The organism is Microbulbifer variabilis, from assembly GCF_052468405.1.
Window position 1 is genome coordinate 4,290,542 of sequence record NZ_CP174343.1, and the last position, 21,119, is coordinate 4,311,660.

Annotated in this window: 21 protein-coding genes; 15 read left to right on the forward strand and 6 right to left on the reverse strand. The window is 45.7% G+C overall.

Translation table 11 applies throughout. The annotated features are described in order from the left end of the window. Positions 1–6 precede the first annotated feature (6 nt). Positions 7–285 (forward strand): YheV family putative zinc ribbon protein, encoded by a 279-nt coding sequence (locus ACJJJB_RS19405; RefSeq protein ID WP_445365342.1) that lies wholly within the window; start codon positions 7–9, stop codon positions 283–285. Further along, complete coding sequence (locus ACJJJB_RS19410; protein ID WP_445365343.1) at positions 282–1,112, forward strand: hypothetical protein; 831 nt, start codon at positions 282–284, stop codon at positions 1,110–1,112. Before ACJJJB_RS19405 ends, ACJJJB_RS19410 begins: the two co-directional genes overlap by 4 nt. Before the next feature lie 153 nt (positions 1,113–1,265). Here the strand turns inward: ACJJJB_RS19410 and ACJJJB_RS19415 are convergent, their stop codons facing one another. Beyond that, positions 1,266–2,654, reverse strand: coding sequence for an MATE family efflux transporter (locus ACJJJB_RS19415; protein ID WP_445365344.1), 1,389 nt, complete (start codon positions 2,652–2,654; stop codon positions 1,266–1,268). 875 nt (positions 2,655–3,529) lie between these two features. Here ACJJJB_RS19415 and coxB point away from each other — a divergent pair. Genes coxB through ACJJJB_RS19435 form a run of 4 tightly spaced genes read left to right on the forward strand, consistent with a single transcriptional unit; the run spans position 3,530 to position 7,728 of the window. Then, entirely contained in the window at positions 3,530–4,675 is a 1,146-nt protein-coding gene (coxB, locus tag ACJJJB_RS19420) for a cytochrome c oxidase subunit II (protein ID WP_020413837.1), read from the forward strand. A gap of 20 nt (positions 4,676–4,695) precedes the next feature. Beyond that, entirely contained in the window at positions 4,696–6,246 is a 1,551-nt protein-coding gene (gene ctaD / locus ACJJJB_RS19425; protein WP_020413836.1) for a cytochrome c oxidase subunit I, read from the forward strand. Positions 6,247–6,260: 14 nt separating this feature from the next. Then, positions 6,261–6,833, forward strand: coding sequence for a cytochrome c oxidase assembly protein (locus ACJJJB_RS19430; RefSeq protein WP_445365345.1), 573 nt, complete (start codon positions 6,261–6,263; stop codon positions 6,831–6,833). A gap of 4 nt (positions 6,834–6,837) precedes the next feature. Further along, positions 6,838–7,728: a cytochrome c oxidase subunit 3 gene (locus ACJJJB_RS19435; RefSeq protein ID WP_020413834.1), complete on the forward strand. Its 891-nt coding sequence runs from the start codon at positions 6,838–6,840 to the stop codon at positions 7,726–7,728. Between the two features lie 53 nt (positions 7,729–7,781). On the opposite strand, the gene ACJJJB_RS19440 is transcribed toward ACJJJB_RS19435, so the two are convergent. Further along, entirely contained in the window at positions 7,782–8,006 is a 225-nt protein-coding gene (locus ACJJJB_RS19440; protein WP_020413833.1) for a DUF2909 domain-containing protein, read from the reverse strand. A 32-nt stretch (positions 8,007–8,038) separates the two neighbouring features. Here ACJJJB_RS19440 and ACJJJB_RS19445 point away from each other — a divergent pair, with 32 nt between their 5' ends. The 8 genes from ACJJJB_RS19445 (at position 8,039) to ACJJJB_RS19480 (ending at position 14,609) form a co-directional block, all read left to right on the forward strand. Further along, positions 8,039–8,770 (forward strand): SURF1 family protein, encoded by a 732-nt coding sequence (locus ACJJJB_RS19445; RefSeq protein WP_445365346.1) that lies wholly within the window; start codon positions 8,039–8,041, stop codon positions 8,768–8,770. Between the two features lie 22 nt (positions 8,771–8,792). Next, positions 8,793–9,434, forward strand: coding sequence for a redox-active disulfide-containing membrane protein (locus ACJJJB_RS19450; RefSeq protein ID WP_020413831.1), 642 nt, complete (start codon positions 8,793–8,795; stop codon positions 9,432–9,434). Beyond that, the gene (locus ACJJJB_RS19455; protein ID WP_020413830.1) at positions 9,424–10,548 is read left to right on the forward strand and encodes a COX15/CtaA family protein; all 1,125 of its coding nucleotides are present in this window, start codon (positions 9,424–9,426) and stop codon (positions 10,546–10,548) included. The genes ACJJJB_RS19450 and ACJJJB_RS19455 overlap by 11 nt, the downstream gene beginning before the upstream one ends. A 44-nt stretch (positions 10,549–10,592) precedes the next feature. After that, positions 10,593–11,486, forward strand: coding sequence for a heme o synthase (gene cyoE, locus ACJJJB_RS19460; RefSeq protein ID WP_353375828.1), 894 nt, complete (start codon positions 10,593–10,595; stop codon positions 11,484–11,486). Positions 11,487–11,490: 4 nt separating this feature from the next. Further along, positions 11,491–12,177 carry an SCO family protein gene (locus ACJJJB_RS19465; protein WP_020413828.1) on the forward strand — a complete coding sequence of 229 codons (687 nt, stop codon included), beginning with the start codon at positions 11,491–11,493 and terminating at the stop codon, positions 12,175–12,177. 63 nt (positions 12,178–12,240) lie between these two features. After that, positions 12,241–13,017 (forward strand): CPBP family intramembrane glutamic endopeptidase, encoded by a 777-nt coding sequence (locus tag ACJJJB_RS19470; RefSeq protein ID WP_353375827.1) that lies wholly within the window; start codon positions 12,241–12,243, stop codon positions 13,015–13,017. An 89-nt stretch (positions 13,018–13,106) separates the two neighbouring features. Next, positions 13,107–14,303, forward strand: a complete 1,197-nt coding sequence (locus ACJJJB_RS19475) for a dipeptidase (RefSeq protein ID WP_020413826.1) — start codon at positions 13,107–13,109, stop codon at positions 14,301–14,303. Between the two features lie 78 nt (positions 14,304–14,381). Beyond that, complete coding sequence (locus ACJJJB_RS19480) at positions 14,382–14,609, forward strand: hypothetical protein (protein WP_282952004.1); 228 nt, start codon at positions 14,382–14,384, stop codon at positions 14,607–14,609. Positions 14,610–15,049: 440 nt separating this feature from the next. Here ACJJJB_RS19480 and ACJJJB_RS19485 read toward each other — a convergent pair whose 3' ends face one another. The 3 genes from ACJJJB_RS19485 to znuC form a co-directional block, all read right to left on the reverse strand. Beyond that, positions 15,050–17,665: a TonB-dependent receptor gene (locus ACJJJB_RS19485; protein ID WP_020413823.1), complete on the reverse strand. Its 2,616-nt coding sequence runs from the start codon at positions 17,663–17,665 to the stop codon at positions 15,050–15,052. 224 nt (positions 17,666–17,889) lie between these two features. Next, entirely contained in the window at positions 17,890–18,699 is an 810-nt protein-coding gene (locus ACJJJB_RS19490) for an iron chelate uptake ABC transporter family permease subunit (protein ID WP_282952003.1), read from the reverse strand. After that, the gene (gene znuC, locus ACJJJB_RS19495) at positions 18,700–19,530 is read right to left on the reverse strand and encodes a zinc ABC transporter ATP-binding protein ZnuC (protein WP_020413821.1); all 831 of its coding nucleotides are present in this window, start codon (positions 19,528–19,530) and stop codon (positions 18,700–18,702) included. Between the two features lie 106 nt (positions 19,531–19,636). Here znuC and ACJJJB_RS19500 point away from each other — a divergent pair, with 106 nt between their 5' ends. After that, positions 19,637–20,542: a metal ABC transporter substrate-binding protein gene (locus ACJJJB_RS19500; RefSeq protein ID WP_445365347.1), complete on the forward strand. Its 906-nt coding sequence runs from the start codon at positions 19,637–19,639 to the stop codon at positions 20,540–20,542. Positions 20,543–20,617: 75 nt separating this feature from the next. Here ACJJJB_RS19500 and ACJJJB_RS19505 read toward each other — a convergent pair whose 3' ends face one another. Continuing rightward, entirely contained in the window at positions 20,618–20,914 is a 297-nt protein-coding gene (locus ACJJJB_RS19505; protein ID WP_157533526.1) for a hypothetical protein, read from the reverse strand. Between the last annotated feature and the right edge of the window lie 205 nt (positions 20,915–21,119).

Genomic DNA, 21,119 nt, shown 5'->3' on the forward strand with positions numbered 1-21,119 from the left:
GTAGTCATGATCAGTACAGAAAAGCCTGATGGGAAAAAGAAATCGCAGAAAAAACGTTTCATTGCAGGTGCAGTCTGTCCGCGCTGCAGTGAAATGGATCGGATTGTAAATTACCTGGAGGAGGGTAAAAATTATCGGGAATGTGTTTCCTGTGGGTTTAAAGATGAAATCCGCTTGCAATCTGCGCCAACGGAATTGCTAACAAGAGTCAGTTCCACACAAAGGAAAGAAGTACGTGAGGAACCTGTCAAACTTATTCAGCCGCCCCAAAAAAATAAAAAGTGAAAAAGATATATTTGTTATTGACCCTATTGGTGGTCGTTTTTGTAGTAGGTTTGTACGGCCTTGATCGTTACCGTGAGATCAAGAGGCATCAGCAAGAGCAGACAGCTCACTTGCTGGCCAGCTGTGTTAACCAGGGAATTCTGAGCTTATTTCGCTTGCAGGCAAATGACTGGAAAAAACACCCGAATTTCTATCGTGAGCAGCAGCAAGTACTGAATGCAGATATTGAAGCATTGCCAAAAAAAATTTTGGACGGAAAACCGTTTGAATCCTGGCGGTATGCTGTGGAGATCTGTGAGAAATTGACCAGGAATACCAATCTGCAACATATCACTATTTTTCGGCCTCTCGGCGAACTGGCTTCCGCAGAAATGTCAGATGCCAGAACTTTCAAGAGAAAGGAATCGCTGCGTAAGCGTAAAAAGATCATCGGAGGGCTTAAGGAATCCGCCCGTGCTGCAGACAGATACCTGAGAGATCTGCAGAGTGATATTAATATTAAGCTGCAGGCCTACCGGTTCTCAGATCAAGAGAAGGAGAACATCTGGAACCGAATTAATTCTGAAGTGCTCGATTATTATCAGAAGGGTAGTTTCTCCCTTAAAAGAGCAGAGATCTATCTTGAGCGGGTTTCTAGTTTCTATCGGCTGATGGCTGAAAATACCAGAGGGTATACTGTGCGAAATGGTAGCCTGTATTTTTACGACTCCAAACTCCGGTCAGAGGTAGAAGGACTGAATCGTGCGATGCTACAGGGGGAGGGTGAGTTTTTTGTCAACTATACCCAGATAGTTGCCCGGAAGCAGATACCGGTAGCTGTCCACTAAAAAAATGGTGAGCGGGTTTTAATGCATTATTATGCCCGCTCAGTATTTACCATCCTGAAATTATAGTTTTTATAGTTTTCATTTCTCTGCATTGATTCGTTCACTCACTCTGTACTAATTTCTTTTTGAGGATAACCGGAATGAATATTCCGCTTATTCTGAATAGTTTGTTGTATCGGTGTATTTATTTTGTTGGCATGCTCCTTTTTGTATCCAGGAGTCGGTTACAGTGTAGTATCGATAATAAACTATGAGCCCCACAGAACGTGCACTAATCCACAAAAATAAGCTGAACCATATGCCATGGTTGCCCCAACTCTGGGTTAACCACCAACTAGGGAAGAAAACTACAATAGTGGCAATAAACATTGTATCGCGCATTTTTCGACTTCTACCGGCACCAATAAAAACTCCATCGAGTTGATAACTCCATACCGCTATTAGCGGTAAGGCACAAAGCCACCAGTACACGTGGTTGGCCTGTTCTATAACAGTACCGATATCAGTAAACAGAGAGAGAATAACTGGCTGTCCCACAACCAGAAGTATGGTAAGGCCTATAGCGCTGCCGAGAGCCCAGATTCCAGCACTGTGAACGGTTGCCTGGAAGAGCTTGCTTGATTTTTTAGCAATGGACTCTCCTACCAGCGCCTCAGTGGCATGTGCAAAGCCATCAAGGGCATAAGAAGTAATCATCAAAAGCTGGAGCAGAATTGCGTTGGCAGCCAAAACAGAGTCGCCTTGAGACGCCCCCTGGGCCGTGAAAAAAGTCAGTGTCAAAAGTAAAAGACATGTTCTAATAAATAGGTCTGTATTAATGTGGAGTAATTCGATCCAGGGCTTTGGATTTGCCCAGGGAAGAAGCTGACGCTTACATAACTGGTTAACGATGTCAGACCAGATATCGCCATCTATCCGGCGAAGTAAATAAAAACCGAGTACAAAGGCAAATAGATCAGCGCTTACGGTAGCAACTGCGGCACCCTTTGCGCCAAGGCCAAGGCCGAGTATCAGTAGAAAATCCAGGCCAATATTAAGAATATTGGCGGCGAGTAATATATATAAAGGAGCGCGGCTATCCTGCCTGCCAATAAAAAATCCGAGTATGGCAAAGTTGGCTAGCGCGATAGGGGCGCTTATCAGGCGTATTTGTAAGTAAGATAATGCATGAGGGCCAGCTTCAACACTGGCATTCATCCAACCGACTATGTGGCTTAGTAAGGGAAAGGCAATTATTTGAAGTAAAATCCCGAGGCAGAGAGCCAGTAGCAGTGCGCGTAATAGCCAATCAACTCCTCCCTTATCACTTCGGGCTACTAGGCCGGTAGTGCCCATGCGAAGAAAACCGAAGGCCCAAAGTAGCATGGACATGACGCTCGCACCTACAGCCACTCCAGATAGATACTCTGGCGAGGGTAGGTGTCCCAGAATTGCGGTATCCACAGCCCCCAATAAAGGGACAGAGATATTGCTCAGAATCATGGGCCAAGCAAGGTTCCATACCCTTCGCAGTGGTTGTTTGTCGAGTTGTGAATGCTGCATAGGAAAAACCACAGAAAATATATTTTTGCCGGCTAGGCATAAGTATCGGACTGAGGTGTACTAACTCAGTTGAAGTAAGTCGATTGCATAGTGCAGTTAACAGACTTTCGGCATGATTTGTTAGAGCTTGAAATAATCACACGGCATAAATGAAGAGATTGGTACCAGTTTTACCTGTGGTGCCAATGCCAACCCGTCGGCTAGATGGCGGATTGATGATATCGCAGATTATCCTGGCGTAAAAATCTTTTGTTGCTAAGCTGTCGATTATGCCATATCTGCATGGTAAATCTTGGCCGAAAAAATATTGAAATATTTATCTTTGATTTAAACAGAGGTTGATTGGATTTTGCTTAATGAACCTCGGTATATGGGACTTTAAAATAGTAGTCATATTTATCCAAAAAAATCGTCTTGTTACAAAGTATCTGTAAATAAGCTCATATTTAGTAAGAGCATCTCAAAATAGTGATGAAATTTATTTGTAATTCCCTAACAAGTTGGAGCACACGAGCATAATTTTTCGCTATAAGCGTCGATTGACTTTTCGGTAGCAATATGTTCCCGTTGTACCTGCAGTAGTTGCGACAAATAAGAAACACAGGTTGTTGGTTGTACCTTCCGGACGACGACATCTGAAGTAAAAAAATCTTTTACTAAGAATAACAAGTTGCACTGACGGCAGTAATGCGGAGTTATCTCTCCGCCCAGTGTATGTAGTCTTGTGTTACTACAGTATGTCCACAATTTTTGTGTGGAATTAACCCTGTATCGCCATATGGTACTGGGAGATTTCAGTTATCCGTGAAGGCCAGCGGCCAAAATAAAATTTCGGGTTTCCCTGTGAAGCCCGCAACCACGGAGATCTGTAGGCGATGTTGAGAGGCTTCGATCGGCTGTTCGCCTTGCTGGCTGCTTCGCTGACCGCCCACTCTACAGTGGCGGAAGAGCAAGCTGTTGAGCGCTGGGGGGTCAATATGCCCAAAGGGGTAACGGAAGTTGCCCAAACCACCTATGAACTGCACATGCTCATTTTTTGGATTTGTGTGGCCATAGGTGTCCTGGTTTTTGGCGTCATGTTCTATAGCATGTGGCGTCATAGAAAGAGTAAAGGGCACCAGGCTGCACAATTCCATGAGAGCACCGCAGTCGAGTTGGTGTGGACAATTATTCCCACCGTTATCCTGATCCTGATGGCAATCCCTGCCACAAAAACGCTGTACGATATCTACGACACAGACAAGGCTGATCTGGATATCATGATTACCGGGTATCAGTGGAAGTGGAAGTACGAATACCTGGGCTCTGATGTTTCCTTCTTCTCTAACCTCTCCACGCCCCGGGCACAGATTAATAATCAACAGCCCAAAGGGCCCAACTACTTGCTGGAAGTGGATGAACCCTTAGTTGTTCCTATTAAGAAAAAAATTCGCTTCCTGATTACAGCCAATGATGTAATCCATGCCTGGTGGGTACCGGATCTCGCTGTTAAAAAAGATGCAATACCGGGTTTTATAAACGAATCCTGGACACGCATTGAGGAGCCTGGAATTTACCGCGGTCAGTGCGCAGAACTTTGTGGCAAAGACCACGGGTTCATGCCAATTGTTATCAAGGCGGTCCCAGAAGAAGAATATACTGCCTGGTTGGGTGGCCGGGCTGAATCCGCTGCGAAGATACGCAAATTGACTGAGAAAAATTTTACCTTTGATGAGCTTTTCGCCCAGGGGGAAAAAGTTTACAACCGTGCTTGTGCTGCCTGCCATCAAGCAAATGGCAAAGGTGTACCCGGGGTTTTCCCGGCTATAGCTGGATCGAAAATAGCCACCGGGCCACTGGATACTCACCTGGATATCGTCATTGATGGCTCCCAGGTAAACCCTGCCATGCAGGCATTTGGAGAGCAATTGTCTGAAGTAGATCTCGCTGCGGTAATTACCTACCAACGCAATGCCTTCGGCAACGAAATGGGCGACACAGTTCAGCCTATTGATATCCTCAATTTCAAGAATAAGCAGTAAATGCCCGGAGGAAATTTAGCATGGCACATGGTCCTCAAGCTGGATTAAAGCGGTGGCTTTACACCACAAATCATAAAGACATAGGTACCCTTTACCTATGGTTTAGTTTTGCAATGTTTTTCTTGGGCGGGTGTATGGCGCTGGTGATTCGCGCCGAGCTGTTTGAACCGGGCCTGCAGATTGTGCAACCCGAGTTTTTTAACCAAATGACCACGATGCATGGGCTTATCATGGTATTCGGTGCAGTTATGCCGGCTTTTGTTGGCCTTGCCAACTGGATGATCCCGATGATGATCGGCGCTCCGGATATGGCTTTGCCACGTATGAATAACTGGAGCTTCTGGATATTACCTTTTGGGTTCGCGATGCTCGCATCCACACTCTTTATGGAGGGCGGTGCCCCTAATTTTGGCTGGACTTTTTATGCGCCTCTCTCCACTGAGTACGCACCACCCAGCGTAACCTTCTTTATTTTTTCTGTGCATATCCTTGGTGCCTCCTCGATCATGGGAGCTATTAATATTATTGCCACCATCTTGAATATGCGCGCACCGGGCATGACATTGATGAAAATGCCGCTATTTGTTTGGACTTGGCTGATCACTGCATACCTTTTAATTGCCGTGATGCCTGTTCTCGCAGGTGTGGTAACTATGATGTTGATGGATATTCACTTTGGAACCAGCTTTTTTAGTGCTGCTGGCGGTGGAGATCCTGTGTTATTCCAGCATGTATTCTGGTTCTTTGGGCATCCTGAGGTTTACATTATGATTTTGCCGGCATTCGGCATTATCTCGGCAATTATCCCTACTTTTGCCCGCAAGCCGCTATTTGGCTATAGCTCCATGGTATACGCCACTGCGGCGATCGCTTTTCTGAGCCTGATTGTATGGGCGCATCATATGTTCACTGTGGGTATGCCAATCGCCGGTGAACTTTTCTTTATGTACGCAACGATGCTGATCTCAGTACCTACTGGTGTAAAGATATTTAACTGGGTATCCACTATGTTCCGTGGATCAATGACTTTTGAGACCCCGATGCTGTTTGCAATCGCATTTATTATCCTGTTTGCGATTGGTGGATTTTCAGGATTGATGTTGGCGATCGCTCCAGCAGATTTTCAGTATCACGACACCTACTTTGTAGTAGCTCACTTCCACTATGTTCTTGTCCCAGGAGCTATATTCTCCATTACCGCGGCTGTTTATTATTGGCTGCCTAAGTGGACGGGCAATATGTACAACGAGACCATGGGTAAAGTGCACTTCTGGCTGGCTTTTATCGGTTTGAACCTCACGTTTTTCCCTATGCACTTTGTTGGTCTCGCCGGTATGCCAAGACGAATCCCGGATTACGCATTGCAATTTGCCGACTTTAACCAGATGGCCAGTATAGGAGCCTTCCTCTTTGGTGCGGCACAGGTGGTATTTCTGTTTAATGTGGTACGCACTGTAATGGGGGGTAAAAAGGCTACCGAGCAAGTTTGGGATAACCCACAGGGGTTGGAATGGACTGTACCTTCACCGGCTCCATACCATACTTTCAGTACGCCGCCGGTTGTTCGTTAATCTTTGGATAGCTAATGAGAATCAGCAAAAATAGCAAAGTTACTGCGAAACTGCTGGCGCTAGCCGCCAGCATGCTGGTATTCGCTATATTTGTTATGCCGCCTCTCTACGACGCTTTTTGTGAAATTACTGGTTTAAACGGTAAAACAGGAGGGCGTTACGAGGCCGTGCCTGCAGCCATAGATACCAGCAGGTCAATCACAGTCCAGTTTGTAGCGAGTAATAATGACAATATGCCATGGAAATTCTCTCCCAGTGTTATGTCGATAGAAGTACACCCGGGTGAGATCATGGATACTGTTTTTCTCGCATTTAACCCTACCAAAGTGGATATGATCGGCCAGGCTATTCCAAGCTTGGTACCGTTTAAGGCAGCGCAATATTTCCATAAAACCGAGTGCTTCTGTTTTAATCAGCAAAAGCTAAAAGCAGGGGAGAAAGCGGAGCTACCTCTTAGATTTATTGTCGATCCAGATATACCTAAAAATGTGAAAACCATAACCCTTTCCTACACGCTGTTCGATGTTACGGAAAGAATTTCTAAAAATGTCGATAAAAGTAATACCAAGTCCGCGCGAGAGGGATAAAAATATGGCTACTGAAAGCAGTTACTATGTACCCGAACAGTCTAGGCTGCCAATATTTGCCACCATTGGTTTGTTTTTGATTGCTTTTGGTGCTGCAAATTGGATCAATGGTGGCAGTTCTTATGTTTTCTTTACTGGTGCGCTTACCCTGGCGACTGTGCTGTGGTTCTGGTTTGCTGCTGTCATTAAGGAAAATATGGCAGGTTTGAATAGTGAACAATTGAAGCGATCTTATGTATGGGGGATGGGTTGGTTTATTTTCTCTGAAGTTATGTTCTTTGCGGCATTTTTTGGAGCATTGTATTACATAAGAAATTTTTCTGTCCCCTGGCTCGCAGGAGAGGGAGAAAATGGTATTTCCAATATGTTGTGGGAAGGTTTTGAAAATACCTGGCCACTCTATGTGACTCCAGATGCAGCAGCCCATGGTGATACTGCAAAATTTATAGGGCCAAAAGATGTTATTGATCCTTGGCACCTTCCATTGTGGAATACACTCATTCTGCTGACTTCCAGTGTCACAGTTCACTTCGCTCATGTTTTTCTTAAAAAAGGTGAGCGTGGAAAGTTCAATGCATGGTTGGGAATTACAGTAATTCTTGGAGCCGTATTTTTGTACCTACAGGCGAAAGAATACTATGAAGCATATCAGCACTTAGGGCTTACGTTAGAATCCGGAATTTATGGCACTACATTTTTTATGTTGACCGGATTTCATGGTGCCCATGTGACCCTGGGGACCATCATGTTATTAATTATGTTGTTGCGATCTGTAATTGCTCAGCACTTTAAACCTAATGATCACTTTGGTTTTGAAGCAGCGAGCTGGTACTGGCATTTTGTAGATGTTGTTTGGGTTGGCCTCTTTATCTTTGTCTATGTTCTTGGAGCTTAGAATCGTTGTATCTTTGATTCCCCCTTTACAGAAGTAGAAGGGGAATCAAAGAATTAATATTTGTCTGCCCAAGGTGCGCTCTTAGCGAGAATTCCACTCTCGAAACCGTACCAAATAGCTAATAAGAGTAAAGCGGCAAGGGAAATTCTGATTCCCAATGCATACAGCGTACGCTTTGATTGGGGGGCTCCCATATCCCGTAGTAGAAAAAACAAAGCACTGGAAAGGCTGACCAGTACCGCAAGAAATAGAACCACAATAACTATCTTCAGCCACATATTATTATTTTCCATCAGTGATGTAGTAACGTATGAGAGTAGAGATACCATCAGTTCCTACGAAAAATACCAGTGTAACACTGATTCGTAACTGGCCTATAACCCTCTTCTCAATAGGCTTGTTTCCAATTTTAGTCTCATTGGGATTTTGGCAATTGGAGCGAGCAGAATATAAAGAAACCATTCGCGAAGAGATTGATGCGAGGTTGTCCTTACAACCGGTAAGACCTGATGCAAATTTAGTTTTAAGAAGATTTACTCCAGTAAGTTTGTCGGGGCAGTACACCGGAGAATACTTCTTATTGGATAACCGGACTCGAAGTGGACGGGCAGGTTATGAAGTCTTACAGATTTTTATATCCGCCGACCAAAGGTGGTTGATAAACCGTGGATGGATACCCTTATCAATGAACCGAGATGTACTTCCAAAAGTTTTTTATCCAAAGAACCCTATAAAAATTATAGGTTTTCTCTATCCTGTTGCAAAAAAAACTTCAAATAATCTGTCTGCTCAAGAAAAAAATCGGCGAATACAGTTGCTCGATAAAAATCTGGTGAAAGAACTAGATCTATATGATGCATCTTGGGTGATCAGACTTAGTGCTGATTCAAATTCTGCGTTAGTAACTGACTGGAATTTCATTAAAAATAGTGCAGAGCGTCATAGAGCATACTCCGTACAATGGTTCTGTATGGCAATAGCTTTGGTAATTTTATGGGTGTTCGCGGCTACCAATTTTGGTAGGCTCTATGGATATAAATAGAAATAAATGAAGGGTTGCTGGAGTGGAAAATAAAGAACAAGTCTCTACCTCTGAATATGCTAGTAAAACTACCAGCTATTTTTCTTCCAGAAAGTTGCAAGGGATATCAATTGTTGCATCTGTCCTGTTGCCCATGATTGCAGCATATATTGTTTTCTATACCGGACTTGGTATACCCAACAAAACTACTAATCAGGGAGAATTAATTCAACCTCCAATAAAAATTAATAATCTCAAAGTGTCTTATCAAGGTGAAGAAGAGATATTTCCATTAGATGCGTCTCCAAAATGGCGGTACCTGATTATTGGAGGCTCAAAGTGTAGCAATGAGTGTGAACAACTTCTGTATACCAGTCGTCAGGTGCATATACGCCTTGGCGAAAAAGCACACCGAGTGGAGCGGCTTCTAGTAACTGGTGCACCAATGTCTCTTGAAAAACAAGAATATTTTAGGGTTGAACATCCACGTCTGAAAATTCTGCAATTGAACGAGAATAGCATCCGAACATTACAGGAATTGGCAGCCCTTCAGAATGTAGATGAAGTCAAAGCGCTTCTCATTGACCAGGAAGGCTTCGCTATGATGGCTTATGACAACCATCATAGCGGCAATCAGTTGTTGAAAGATATTAAACGATTATTGAAGTACTCCTATGAGAAATAAAAAGGATCAGGGGATGGAGTCGACAACTAATAGGAATAGTAATGCACGTCCGAATTTTGGGTTACGTTCAAAAGTGGCGTTGGCGGGCTGTATTTTGGCAGTAGTAGTGGTCGTTTTAGGTGCATTTACTAGATTGGTTGATGCTGGCTTAGGTTGCCCCGATTGGCCTGGTTGTTATGGACACCTCACTTGGCCAGATGAGGCTCATGAAATTCAGTCTGCCAATAAAGCCTTTCCAGATGCTCCTGTGGATGGCAGCAAAACCTGGCCAGAGATGGTTCACCGCTACTTTGCAGGGATACTTTTATTGGTGGTTGCTACTTTGACTTACTTGAGTTGGCGTAGCCCAAATAAACGCACGCTTAAGCAAACTAATTTGTTGATGGCTCTTATTGTTTTGCAAGCAATATTTGGGATGTGGACTGTAACGTTAAAACTCTGGCCGCAAGTGGTTACCGCTCACCTATTGGGAGGCATGGCCACATTGTCTATGTTATGGCTTTTGATAGAACGTATGAGAAAAACCCCCATTTATATTCCGGTGGATAAATACCGTGCTCTACAGAGGTTACGTCCGCTAGCGTTTTTGGCCGTTTTAGTTATCGTATTGCAGATCGCTTTGGGTGGATGGACAAGCTCCAATTACGCAGCACTCGCATGTCCGGACTTTCCTACCTGCCATGGAGAGTGGTGGCCACAGGCTGACTTCCAAGAGGGATTTAATATTACTCAACAAATAGGGCCGAACTATTTGGGGGGGGCTTTGGAGAGTGATGCACGTACGGCTATCCATCTTAGTCATCGGATCGGCGCTCTACTGGTGACCTTGGTAGTGTTCACGTTGGCGATACTGAATTGGAGAGTAGGTCTACATCGTTGGGCACTGATTCTAAGTGGACTTCTTTTATTTCAGTTAGGTCTGGGTATAGCAAATGTCATTATGTTTTTACCTTTACCTATTGCAGTTGCACATAACGCGGGTGCGGCCTTACTACTGTTAGTCACTTTGACTTTTTATTATCGTATTCAGATTGTTCAACCATCGGGTATAGAAGATAGTGAAGCTCAAACTAATTTAGTATTACCAAGGTCTGCTCTGACTGGCGAACTTTAACAAGAATAGGTTCATATCAGGGAAGTTAGGGGATCAATAATATTATGACCATACAAACTGCTAAATTAAATTCAACAAACTGGCGTGACTACTACGAGCTGACTAAACCTCGAGTAGTTATGCTAATGATACTAACTTCAGTAATTGGTATGTTACTTGCGGTGCCAGGTATGGTGCCATTGCATACTTTGATATTGGGGAATATTGGGATTGCACTATGTGCTGGGAGTGCTGCAACAATTAATCATTTAGTTGATCGGTATATCGATACTAAAATGGCGCGCACCAGTAACAGACCAGTAGCGAAGGGGAGGGTTGAGCCACATAAGGCACTGGTTTTCTCCCTGGCACTTGGACTTCTTGGTATGGTTGTGCTTTTGGTTTTTATAAACGCTTTAACTGCCTGGCTCACACTCATATCGCTATTGGGTTATGCAGTTATTTATACTATGTTCCTTAAGCATGCCACTCCACAAAATATTGTAATTGGCGGCCTTGCCGGGGCTGCGCCGCCTTTACTTGGTTGGACGGCGGTTACTGGTGAAATCCATGGCCATGCCTTGTTGCTTGTGCTGATAATTTTTGCCTGGACCCCACCACATTTCTGGGCGTTGGCAGTACATAGGAAGGATGATTATGCCAGAGCTAATGTTCCTATGCTTCCTGTTACCCATGGTGTGCCATATACCAATTTGCATATTTTGTTGTATACATTCATCTTATTCGCAGTAAGTCTTTTACCCTTTGCCACTGCTATGCTGGGTTGGCTTTACCTCTTGGGTGCGATTGTACTTGGCTTGGGATTTATTTATTGGAGCCTGGTAATGTTGCGTGGCAGAGATCCCAATGCAGGCATAGAGACATTTAGGTATTCCATTATTTATTTGATGGCACTTTTTGGCATTATGTTGCTAGATCACTACTTAATAGCGGTGTAAGAATATGAATCATAGCGGATTAAATAATAATGATATGCTAACTGAGCAACGTCAGAAACGTGGTATTCGTGTCACAATTGCTATTTTACTGTTATTCATAGTAGCAGTATTAGTCGGCTTTGTTCATAAGTTGAGCCAGCCACGAGTAATAACAGATTCCGAATTGCGATTAAATGGTGCGGTAAAACTTCAGAAGGCAAGGATATTAGATAATTTTCAGTTGGTTTCAGATACTGGAGAAGTATTTCATACCGATAGTCTAAAAGGCCAATGGACTTTAGTTTTTTTTGGTTTCACACACTGCCCAGATATTTGTCCTACCACATTATCCACTTTAAATAGTTTTTATCAGCTCCTTGACGGTAATACCCGGAGTAATACCGAAATAATTCTGGTCACTGTTGATCCGGCCAGGGATAATCCAAAAATTTTACATGATTATGTACGTTATTTTAACAAAGAGTTCCATGGAATTACTGGGGATTTTTTTGAAATAAAGCGTTTTGCTAGCCAACTCAATGTTCCTTTCAACAAAGTAATGCTGGATGAGGGCGGTTATACGGTTGATCATGGTTCTCAGGTGGTGTTAATAAACCCCCTTGGCCATTATCATGCTTTTTTTAAGGCACCTTTGGATCCTGCTAAATTAAAATTAACTTATCGCTCAATTCGGGCGACATTTAACGGATGATTTTCAGTTACATTCATTATATTTAAAGAGGGGGAGGATCGCTTTCCAAACGGTGAGCTGAAGATGCGAAATAGTATTTCTGAGACTAGAAATTTATTAGATAGAGAAGATATTCCCTGGGGAGCACCAGCTCTTTTATCTCTGTGTGTAATTCCTTTTGGTTGGGCGGGTCTGCTAGCACCAGTTATCTGGTTTGTATTGATAGGGTTGGAAGTAAGTAAAGGTTGGCGGCGCTTTACCCTATATTTTATTGCGGTGATTTCTATGCTAGTGGCTGCTTCTAATATCATTCCTGGCAGTAATCGCTTACACGTCTTGCCACCTTATTCAGATAGTAGTGGAAATCTCATATATGCTGGTTTTAATGGCGGTAAAGCAATTGTTTCAATTGCAATACTCGCTTTTATGTTACGATTACGTCAGACGATAAGAATTTCTGATCTCCGCTATCTACTCTTGGCTATTATTCCTGTAATTACAGGTATGTTCCTTTATGGTCCATCGATAAAATTATCTTGGGTAATTTTTTTTGCCGCGCTTATTAACTTAATTATTGTTTGTGTTAGTGAGGAAGGTTTTTTCCGTTGGATATTACAGAGAGGTCTGGAGGAGGGGCTGGGCCGCTTACGATGGATTTCCGTTCCTATTATTGCAACTCTGTTTGTTCTACTACACACTGGCTGGTCGGCCAATTCTGCTGCTGTTTTGTTATTGGGGATCGCCTCATTATGCTATGCCATACTGTGGTATATGTTTAGAAACTTTTGGATCTGTGTGTTGGCACATTGGGGGGTTAATTTCCTCCATATGCTAACTCTTCCTTATCCGTTGCCTGGCTAATTGATGAATAACAAGCCTTTTAAAACTGATAAATTATCCTGTAAAAAATTGATTAGTCTGGGTGATAATTGAATTCTGGAATTTATTTTATGAAAAAGTGTTCTCTTCTTCTGATAATACTGTTGACTGCTTGTAGTAACGAAACAAATGTTGACTTGCAGACTCGGGCACGAAAACTGGTTCAAGAAAATATTTTGATTGATGGTCACATTGATGTTCCTTATCGTTTATCTAAGGAAAATGTGGATGTTGGGTTATCGACTACAGGAGGCGATTTTGACTTTCCAAGAGCGAAAAGTGGAGGTTTAAATGCGCCCTTTATGTCGATTTATATCCCGGCAGAAAAAGAGAAAGATGGTAGCGCTAGAGCGTATGCGGATCAGTTAATAGATAATGTTGAAGAACTGGTGGGCAAACACCCTGATAAATTTGCTATTCCTATGTCCTTGAATCAATTGAATAGACAGGTAGCACAGGGCAAGCTCTCCTTCCCTCTAGGAATGGAAAATGGTGCTGCTATTGATGGTAGTATCGAAAACCTCCGGCATTTCTATAATCGAGGGGTGAGATATATCACTCTGACTCACTCAAAGAGTAATCATATCTCTGATTCCTCCTACGATAAAGAGCGCCCTTGGCAGGGGCTAAGTGATTTTGGTAAGCAATTAGTTCAGGAAATGAATGTACTGGGTGTCATGGTTGATGTATCTCATATTTCTGATCAAGCTTTCTGGCAGGTACTGGAGATTTCCCAAGTTCCTGTAATAGCTTCTCATTCATCAGCGAGGCACTTTACGCCTGATTTTGAGCGCAATATGAGTGATGAAATGATCAAGGCCCTCGCCAAAAAGGATGGCGTAATAATGATTAATTTTGGTTCAACGTTTATCAGCGCCAAGTCCAGAACATCTTATGCTGAAATTAATTCGGCGGTCGATAATTTTATAAAGGAGAGAAACTTAGTAAAAGAAAATACTGAGGTGAAAAAATATACAGAAAAATTACAAAAAGATAAATTCATTTACGCAGATCTAAATGATGTCCTTGATCACTTTGATCATATTCGAGATTTAGTAGGTGTTGATCACATAGGAATCGGTTCTGATTTTGACGGCGTTGGAGATAGTTTACCCGTCGGCTTGAAAGACGTATCTGAATATCCTAATTTGGTTCTTGGTCTGTTGAAACGTGGTTATAGCAATGACGATATTAGAAAGATTCTTGGGGGTAATTTATTACGTGTTTGGCAGAGGAATGAAGATTTTTCTGCCATGCAGAAGATTTGAGTGCCTGTTGAAGCCTCATTATTAAACTATGCTGTCACTAGTTTATTCTCTCAGATGTCATAGCGGATAGTAAATCTGTTGAAGAAAAAGGCCGACACCGTTAGTCGTTCTAAGAAATTCCGATTGGTAATTGGTTGGATCGGATTGTTGGTAGCTATGCCATTTTTCTTCTGGGCTTTGTTTGGCCTTTTGGGAATGGTTCCTTCAATACTTCAAGTTTTTGGAATAACAGGGATGCGAATACCTGCAAGCATCACAATAATCGGTTTGTTAATGGCGGCTGTTGGATTTTGGGATTATGACTAGCGTAAAGGGGAAATAAAGTGCTAAAAATGTCTGATCTTTTTATCATGTTGGCAGTTTTCATATCTTTTTTCCTGTCGGGGTTCTTATGGTTCAATGGATATAAAGAACAAGGAATTTTTACTGCCTTGTGGGTGCCGAGTATTTTAGGGTTTGGTATCTACTTTAAAGTGTCTGCACTACTAGCGCGCCGAGGCTAAATGTGTCTGATTCATTTATTTTAATAATTGGAATTGGTGTTTTTATTTGCCTGTTGATTGGTGTTACTTTAACTGTATATGAGTTTCATAAAGCGGGCTCAGAGTTGGTGAAAAAAAAGTCTAACGAGAATTAAGCTATAGAATTGTAAGAACTGAGTATTGTTGCGCTAGTTGATTGTTGAAAATAAAAAAGGGGAAGCTTCAAGCTTCCCCTTTTTTATTGGATCAGTGGTTACTTTTTATTTAAAAGGTGTAAGTCATCTTGCCGTAGATAAAGCGACCACGAGGATCGTGTTGAGATTCAACATAACCATACAGGTCAGTGTTTCCGTCGCCAATCGCAAATGGTGGTTCTTCATCGAATACATTGTCGGCACCCAAGCTCAGAATCATATTTTCAAAACCGGTAAAGCGTGCCTGTAGATTCATGGTCATAAATGAATCTACGGTGCGTGAGCTGTTGGTGTCATAGTCAAGGGTGCCATCGAAATCAATATCTGGCGTATCCTCAAACTCACCAATGTAACTCAGACCAGCACTGAAGCCGAAAGTATCAAAGGTCCAGTCAGCAGTAGCATTCCATCGATGCTGTGGATACTCGTATTCTCCAGCTAAATCCCTGGTGAGGAAGGCGCTGCCCTCAGAGTTCAGTTCTACTCTTTCAAACTCTGCCAGGTAGGAATAGTCCAGGCGAAGTCCTAAATCACCGCCTGCCAATTCGAGCCCACTATAAACTACGCTTAGATCTACGCCCGATACCTCTTGTTCGCCGATATTAGTGAAGCCGCTGCGAATAGATTGTAGAGCTCCCAAAGACTGACCGGCTACCGGTGTATCCCGACGGCAGATAGTGCTGCTTTGGTCATTACAGTACTTGTTGTAAAGGTAGCCAAAAGGTACTTCATCAATCTTTCCTTCTTGGGTGATATTCCAGTAATCCAGCGATAGCTGTAGGCCTTCGAGGGGTTGGAAAACACCACCGATATTGAAGGATTCTGATTCCTCAGCATCCAAGTCAGGATTTCCGGAATAAATAATGGTGTAGTCGGTCTGGTTACAATATGTATCGTTAACCTCACATCCATAGGTGTCGATGAAGAATAGAGACTCTTGTGAATCTCCAAGACCAACCTGCGCCAGTGATGGAGCACGGAACCCGGTACCCCAGGACGCGCGAAGGGATAGCATATCGTTGGCTGTCCACAGGAGGTTGGCCATGGGATTGGTGGTGCTGCCGAAATCGCTATAGTCGTCGTAGCGGCCAGCCAGGCTCAACTCAAAATTGGCTGGCAGTGGAATGGCAAACTCAACATAGGCCGAGGTGATATCCCGGCTGGCTTTGGCGGAAACTGATTCTGTACCAAAGATCAGGCCACGCTGGAACTGGTCGTCGGGGATATCTGAGGCTTTTTCCTCACGGTACTCAAGGCCTGCTGCCATGGCGATAGTCCCGTTACTGGTATCAAACAAGTCGCCATTAATGGAGAGGTCGTAAGCGGTAAGATCAGACTTGCCCTGGCGAACCAAGCTGGTGGTAATCGCATCAATCACTGAATCGGGGTTTTGGACCCCACCAAAGGGGTTGTAACGCCCGGCATTGATTTCCTGCTGGAGCAGGTCGGTGCGCACCCAGCCCTGGGAACGGTCCCCGGTTTGGGTCGATTCGCTGCGTGAACGCTGTACAGAGGCTTCCCAGTCCCATTCAGCAATACTACCGCGCAGGCCGAAAACACCGCGCAAGTTGTCTGTCTCGATATCCCATTGGCGCGCACCGGCATCCACGGTGCGGTAGCGGAAGATGTCCACATCCTCACCGAAAGGATTGTTGGGGTGATCGGCAGGTACATAGAGGCCTGCATCACCATCCAAGGGCGTTGGGGCTCCTTGGGCTACAGAAGTATTGTGCTGAACAGCGATTTCGCTGAAGAATTCGATATTCTCATTGAGGTCTGTATGGCCCAGCATTAACAGGCCTGTTCGCTCGGCCTCCGGGGTAATTAAGGTCCAGGGGCCGTAGTCATATACACAAACCTCGCCAGTATCGCGATCCTCCGGGCAATTGGGATCAGGCAGAATGGTCCCATTGCCCAGGGTAAAGCTGCCTGGGTAACCGCGGGAAGAGCGAAAATCCATACCGCCACGTCCAGACTGATTCGCTGTATCCAGGCCGCTGCGCTCTGTACTCGCCAGGCGGCTGTTTTTGTGGTGATCCAATATAACGGTGAAATTGGAGTTTTCCCCATTGATGCCCCAAACTGCGGAGAAAGACTGCTCGTCATATCCATCTGCACTGCCATAATCCATGGATACTTCAGTGCCTTCAAAGTCCTTGCGCAGTACCAGGTTGACCACACCGGCTACCGCATCAGAGCCGTAAATAGCCGAGGCGCCATCCTTCAAGACTTCCACACGCTCAACCGCAGCCAGGGGAATACTGTTGATATCCACGAAGTTAGTGGTAATGCTTTCGGCGAAAGCGCTGATAGCGACTCGCCTGCCGTTGACCAGTACCAGGGTGGCGTCGGCGCCCATACCGCGCAAACTAACTGCCGCTGCGCCATTGGCGGTAGAGTCCTGGTTGTTGCCGCGGGTGGAAAAGGTGCCGTTACCAGCTGCGGGGTTTTTCTCAAACAGCTGCTGCAGGTTGGTGTAACCAGACCTCTCGATGCTTTCGCGATCCATTACCTGGACCGGAGTGGCATTTTCAAATTCTGAATTGCGACTGATACGGGAGCCAACAACAGTGACTTCCTCTATAGCACCTTCCTCTGCAGCAAGGAGGGTTTGCGGGGTTGTTGTTGCGGCCGCAGCCAAGATGGCGCTGGCCAATACGTTGCGACGGAGAGTGAATTTTTCCATGTTTTTGCTCAACCTTTTTATTGTCATAGTCCGTGACTGGCCCAAAGTGGCTGGTCGTCGGGCAACACTAGCAATGGCGATAAATTGAAACAATTGGCTGGAGGCGGGGCTCAGGCTTATTGGGGAAATAGGTGATATGAGTCACCTTAAATAGATCATATGTGCGCCAAAATACGACAAGTGGCACTTATCGATTGATTTATACAGTGAATATTATTTTGGCGTTACTTGCTTCTGGATAGGCGTATCTGGCAGACGAGAAAAAATATTGCAGCAGCCAGGACGATAGAGGGGCCGGCGGGCGTATTCCACAAAATTGAAGCCATCAGGCCAAGTATGACGGCAAGGCAGCCGATCAGAGAGGCTAGCAGTGCCATCTGTTCCGGTGTATGGGAAAGTTTTCTAGCGGCTGCTGCGGGAATAATCAGTAATGCAGTGATTAGCAAAACACCGACTACTTTCATGGCAATAGCGATCAGTAGTGCCAGCATCAGCATCAGAGTCATGCGCACCCTTTCCACCGGTACGCCTTCGACGGAAGCCAGCTCTTCGTGCAGGGTAAAAGCCAGAAGTTTTTCCCACAGGAAGTAGAGCAGCGTCAGAATTCCCACCACCGTGATGCACATAAGTAGCAGGTCCTGACCGCCGACAGCGAGAAGGTCGCCAAGTAAAAGGGAGAGTAAGTCCACTTTTATTTTGAACAGGCTCACTGTCACTATGCCAAGGGCCAGCATCGAATGGGATAGAATGCCGAGCAGGGTATCCACTGCCAATTTCTGTCTGCGCTGTAGATACATCAACAATATTGCCAATAGACAGCAAGTGGCGCCTACAGCCAGCGTCGGCATGATATGCAGGATAAAGCCTAGAGTGACGCCGAGTAGAGCGGAGTGAGCCAGAGTGTCACCAAAGTAGGCCATGCGTCGCCATACGGCGAAGCACCCCAGGGGGCCACTTACTACAGCGACTAGCAGGCCGGCACCGAGGGCGAACCAAAGAAATTGACTGTGCAGTAATTCGCCGAATTCCACCACTTATTTTTGCTCTCTTTTTTTGCCGCTGGAGGCTGTATCGGAGTGGTCGTGGGTGCAGTCCCCTACAATCGCTATATCACCGCCTAATTTGTGCTGGTGGTTATGTTGATGGGTGTAGGGAGCCACCTTGTCACCAAAGAGTTCCAGGTATGCGGGATCCCGGCTCACCTGCTCCGGATGACCATGGCAGCAGATATGCTGGTTTAGGCAGAGCACTCTGTCTGTAGCGGCCATTACCAGATGCAGGTCATGTGAAACCAGTAGTACCCCGCAACCGAGCTCGTCGCGGAGAGTGGCGATCAGCTGATACAGCTCGCTCTGTCCACTCACGTCTACTCCCTGAGTGGGCTCATCCAACACCAGTAATTGCGGTTTGCGGGATGCGGCGCGGGCGAGGAGGACTCGCTGCATCTCGCCGCCGGAAAGGTTGGCCAGGTTGGCTTTGAGTAATAGCCCCGCTCCCACTCTATCCAGTGCTTCTTGCGCCTGAAGAGGGGTCATACTGGCTTGGCCCAGCAGCAAAAAGCGCTCGACGGACATTGGCATGGAGCTGTCGATATGCAACCGCTGGGGCATATAGCCAATGCGCAGCCCCTTTTTGCGCCAGATGTTGCCACTGGTTGGCTTAGTAAGGCCAAGTAGTAACCGCAATAATGTGGTCTTGCCGGCACCGTTCGGGCCGATCAGGGTGACAATTTCCCCCTGATCTAGCTCCAGGGAAACGTCCCTAAGCAACTGCCGGCCGGCAAGTTGTAAAGCTATGCTGTCGGCGGTAATTAGTGGCGCTGAAGAACTCAGGTTGTTATCTCCGGAGTTGGCGGGGAAAACCATATTATGTTTGTAGGCCCTTGGGTGCTTGGTTGCCAGATGCACCGAAGGGTAATCGGGCTGGCGGCTTAAGGCCGCTTGTGATTATATCGCAGTTTTGTGTCGTTAAATGTCTCCCATGTCTCTCTCTGTACGTACTTTGTTTTCTTCTGCGCTGATTGTGCTGATTTTATGCCTATTCGCTTGTGGTAAACCTCAACCTGTCGATAGGACGGAGCTGGTTGTGAGTGTGCGTCCTTTGGCATTGATTGCTCGCGAAATCGCTGGTGAGGAGACACCGGTGCGGATACTGATTCAGGGGAGTGATCCACATCATTACGCCCCTAGTGTGTCTGAGCGCGCCCTTCTGGAGCGCTCGCTACTCCTGGTATGGTTGGGGCCGCAGATGGAAGCTGTTCTCGCGAAGCAGGCGACCTTCTTGCCTGAACAAAGGCAGTTGCAACTGCTTGGCGCGGCCGACTATGAGTTCCAGGGTGCGAGTGCCACTGACCCACATGTCTGGCTGCGCCCACGTAATGCGGCGATTGCTGCGGCCCAGATAGCAGAGCGCCTGGCCAAGCTGCAGCCTCAGCGGGCCGAGATCTACCGGGCGCGGGCGCGGGATTTTTCCAAGTCTATGGCCAGCCTGCAAAAGGTGTTAGATCGGGCACTGTGGGGTTACCGCGATGTGCCGGTAGTGGTGACCCACGATGCCTATGGGCATTTCTTCGGCTCTGCCGGGGTACAAACCCATGCCCTCAGTGATAGCAGTGGCGTCAGTCACGGTGTTCGGGCAATGCTTGATCTATCCGCGGTAGAGAAGGGCTGCCTATTTGGCGGGATACCGGAGAATGATCGCGACAGACAGTTGGCCCTGCATTTGGGCCTGGAGTATGCGGCTCTGGATCCTCTAGGGGAGAAATTAGCCGCCGGCGCCAGCTATCAAGACCTGATCGAGTCCCTGTTAATTCAGGCTCGTGCTTGTCTAAGCCAGATTCCTGATAATACAACCAAGCTGGGCGAAGTACCGGGTTGATGTTCAGGAGGCTTGTGGAGTTTGGAGAAGGTGCCCGGCAATAATCTTGCCGGGCATGAAAGAGGTCGGTGGTGGTTAACCAGCATTGGTGGTATCACTTTTCAATTGCTGTAATTTCTCGGCGCGCACCGCTTCGCGTTCAGCTTGCTCGCGCAGTTTTTCCAGTTGGCGCATCTGGCGTTTTAGTAAGGCTTTTTCTTGTTCCCTTGTAGCCTGCTCCAGCATCAACTCGTGCCCCTGCGTGTGTGGAAATGCCGCTGTGGCAGAATTTGCCTTTTGGGTCTTCTCCGTTTCACAGGCTGAAACCGCACCAGCCGGTGTGGCCAGAGAGTGGGCGGCAAGTATAAGAGCGGCGTACATCACTCCTCTCATAGTTAGAATCCTTCCTTTAAACATCTGATGGGTATCGTTTTCCGGAAAACAAAAGGTCCCGCGCCGCCTGCAGGCAGCCAGTTGCCAGAAGTTCCCGGGGAGATAGCGAATGGTTAAGTCGCTACCCGCAAGACTAGTAGAGACTGGAAATATGGTGAGGTTGCTGCGCCGATAGTTATCGACCTTACGTCGAGGCGAGTTGGCT

Excerpts from the sequence above, each read along its gene's own strand:
- ACJJJB_RS19485 (WP_020413823.1), bottom strand. The coding sequence starts at position 17,665 with ATGGAAAAATTCACTCTCCGTCGCAACGTATTGGCCAGCGCCATCTTG.
- ACJJJB_RS19475 (WP_020413826.1), top strand. The coding sequence starts at position 13,107 with ATGAAAAAGTGTTCTCTTCTTCTGATAATACTGTTGACTGCTTGTAGT.
- ACJJJB_RS19435 (WP_020413834.1), top strand. The coding sequence starts at position 6,838 with ATGGCTACTGAAAGCAGTTACTATGTACCCGAACAGTCTAGGCTGCCA.
- ACJJJB_RS19415 (WP_445365344.1), bottom strand. The coding sequence starts at position 2,654 with ATGCAGCATTCACAACTCGACAAACAACCACTGCGAAGGGTATGGAAC.
- ACJJJB_RS19440 (WP_020413833.1), bottom strand. The coding sequence starts at position 8,006 with ATGTGGCTGAAGATAGTTATTGTGGTTCTATTTCTTGCGGTACTGGTC.
- coxB (WP_020413837.1), top strand. The coding sequence starts at position 3,530 with ATGTTGAGAGGCTTCGATCGGCTGTTCGCCTTGCTGGCTGCTTCGCTG.
- ctaD (WP_020413836.1), top strand. The coding sequence starts at position 4,696 with ATGGCACATGGTCCTCAAGCTGGATTAAAGCGGTGGCTTTACACCACA.
- ACJJJB_RS19405 (WP_445365342.1), top strand. The coding sequence starts at position 7 with ATGATCAGTACAGAAAAGCCTGATGGGAAAAAGAAATCGCAGAAAAAA.
- znuC (WP_020413821.1), bottom strand. The coding sequence starts at position 19,530 with ATGGTTTTCCCCGCCAACTCCGGAGATAACAACCTGAGTTCTTCAGCG.
- ACJJJB_RS19445 (WP_445365346.1), top strand. The coding sequence starts at position 8,039 with ATGAGAGTAGAGATACCATCAGTTCCTACGAAAAATACCAGTGTAACA.
- cyoE (WP_353375828.1), top strand. The coding sequence starts at position 10,593 with ATGACCATACAAACTGCTAAATTAAATTCAACAAACTGGCGTGACTAC.
- ACJJJB_RS19505 (WP_157533526.1), bottom strand. The coding sequence starts at position 20,914 with ATGAGAGGAGTGATGTACGCCGCTCTTATACTTGCCGCCCACTCTCTG.
- ACJJJB_RS19465 (WP_020413828.1), top strand. The coding sequence starts at position 11,491 with ATGAATCATAGCGGATTAAATAATAATGATATGCTAACTGAGCAACGT.
- ACJJJB_RS19455 (WP_020413830.1), top strand. The coding sequence starts at position 9,424 with ATGAGAAATAAAAAGGATCAGGGGATGGAGTCGACAACTAATAGGAAT.
- ACJJJB_RS19500 (WP_445365347.1), top strand. The coding sequence starts at position 19,637 with ATGTCTCCCATGTCTCTCTCTGTACGTACTTTGTTTTCTTCTGCGCTG.
- ACJJJB_RS19430 (WP_445365345.1), top strand. The coding sequence starts at position 6,261 with ATGAGAATCAGCAAAAATAGCAAAGTTACTGCGAAACTGCTGGCGCTA.
- ACJJJB_RS19470 (WP_353375827.1), top strand. The coding sequence starts at position 12,241 with ATGCGAAATAGTATTTCTGAGACTAGAAATTTATTAGATAGAGAAGAT.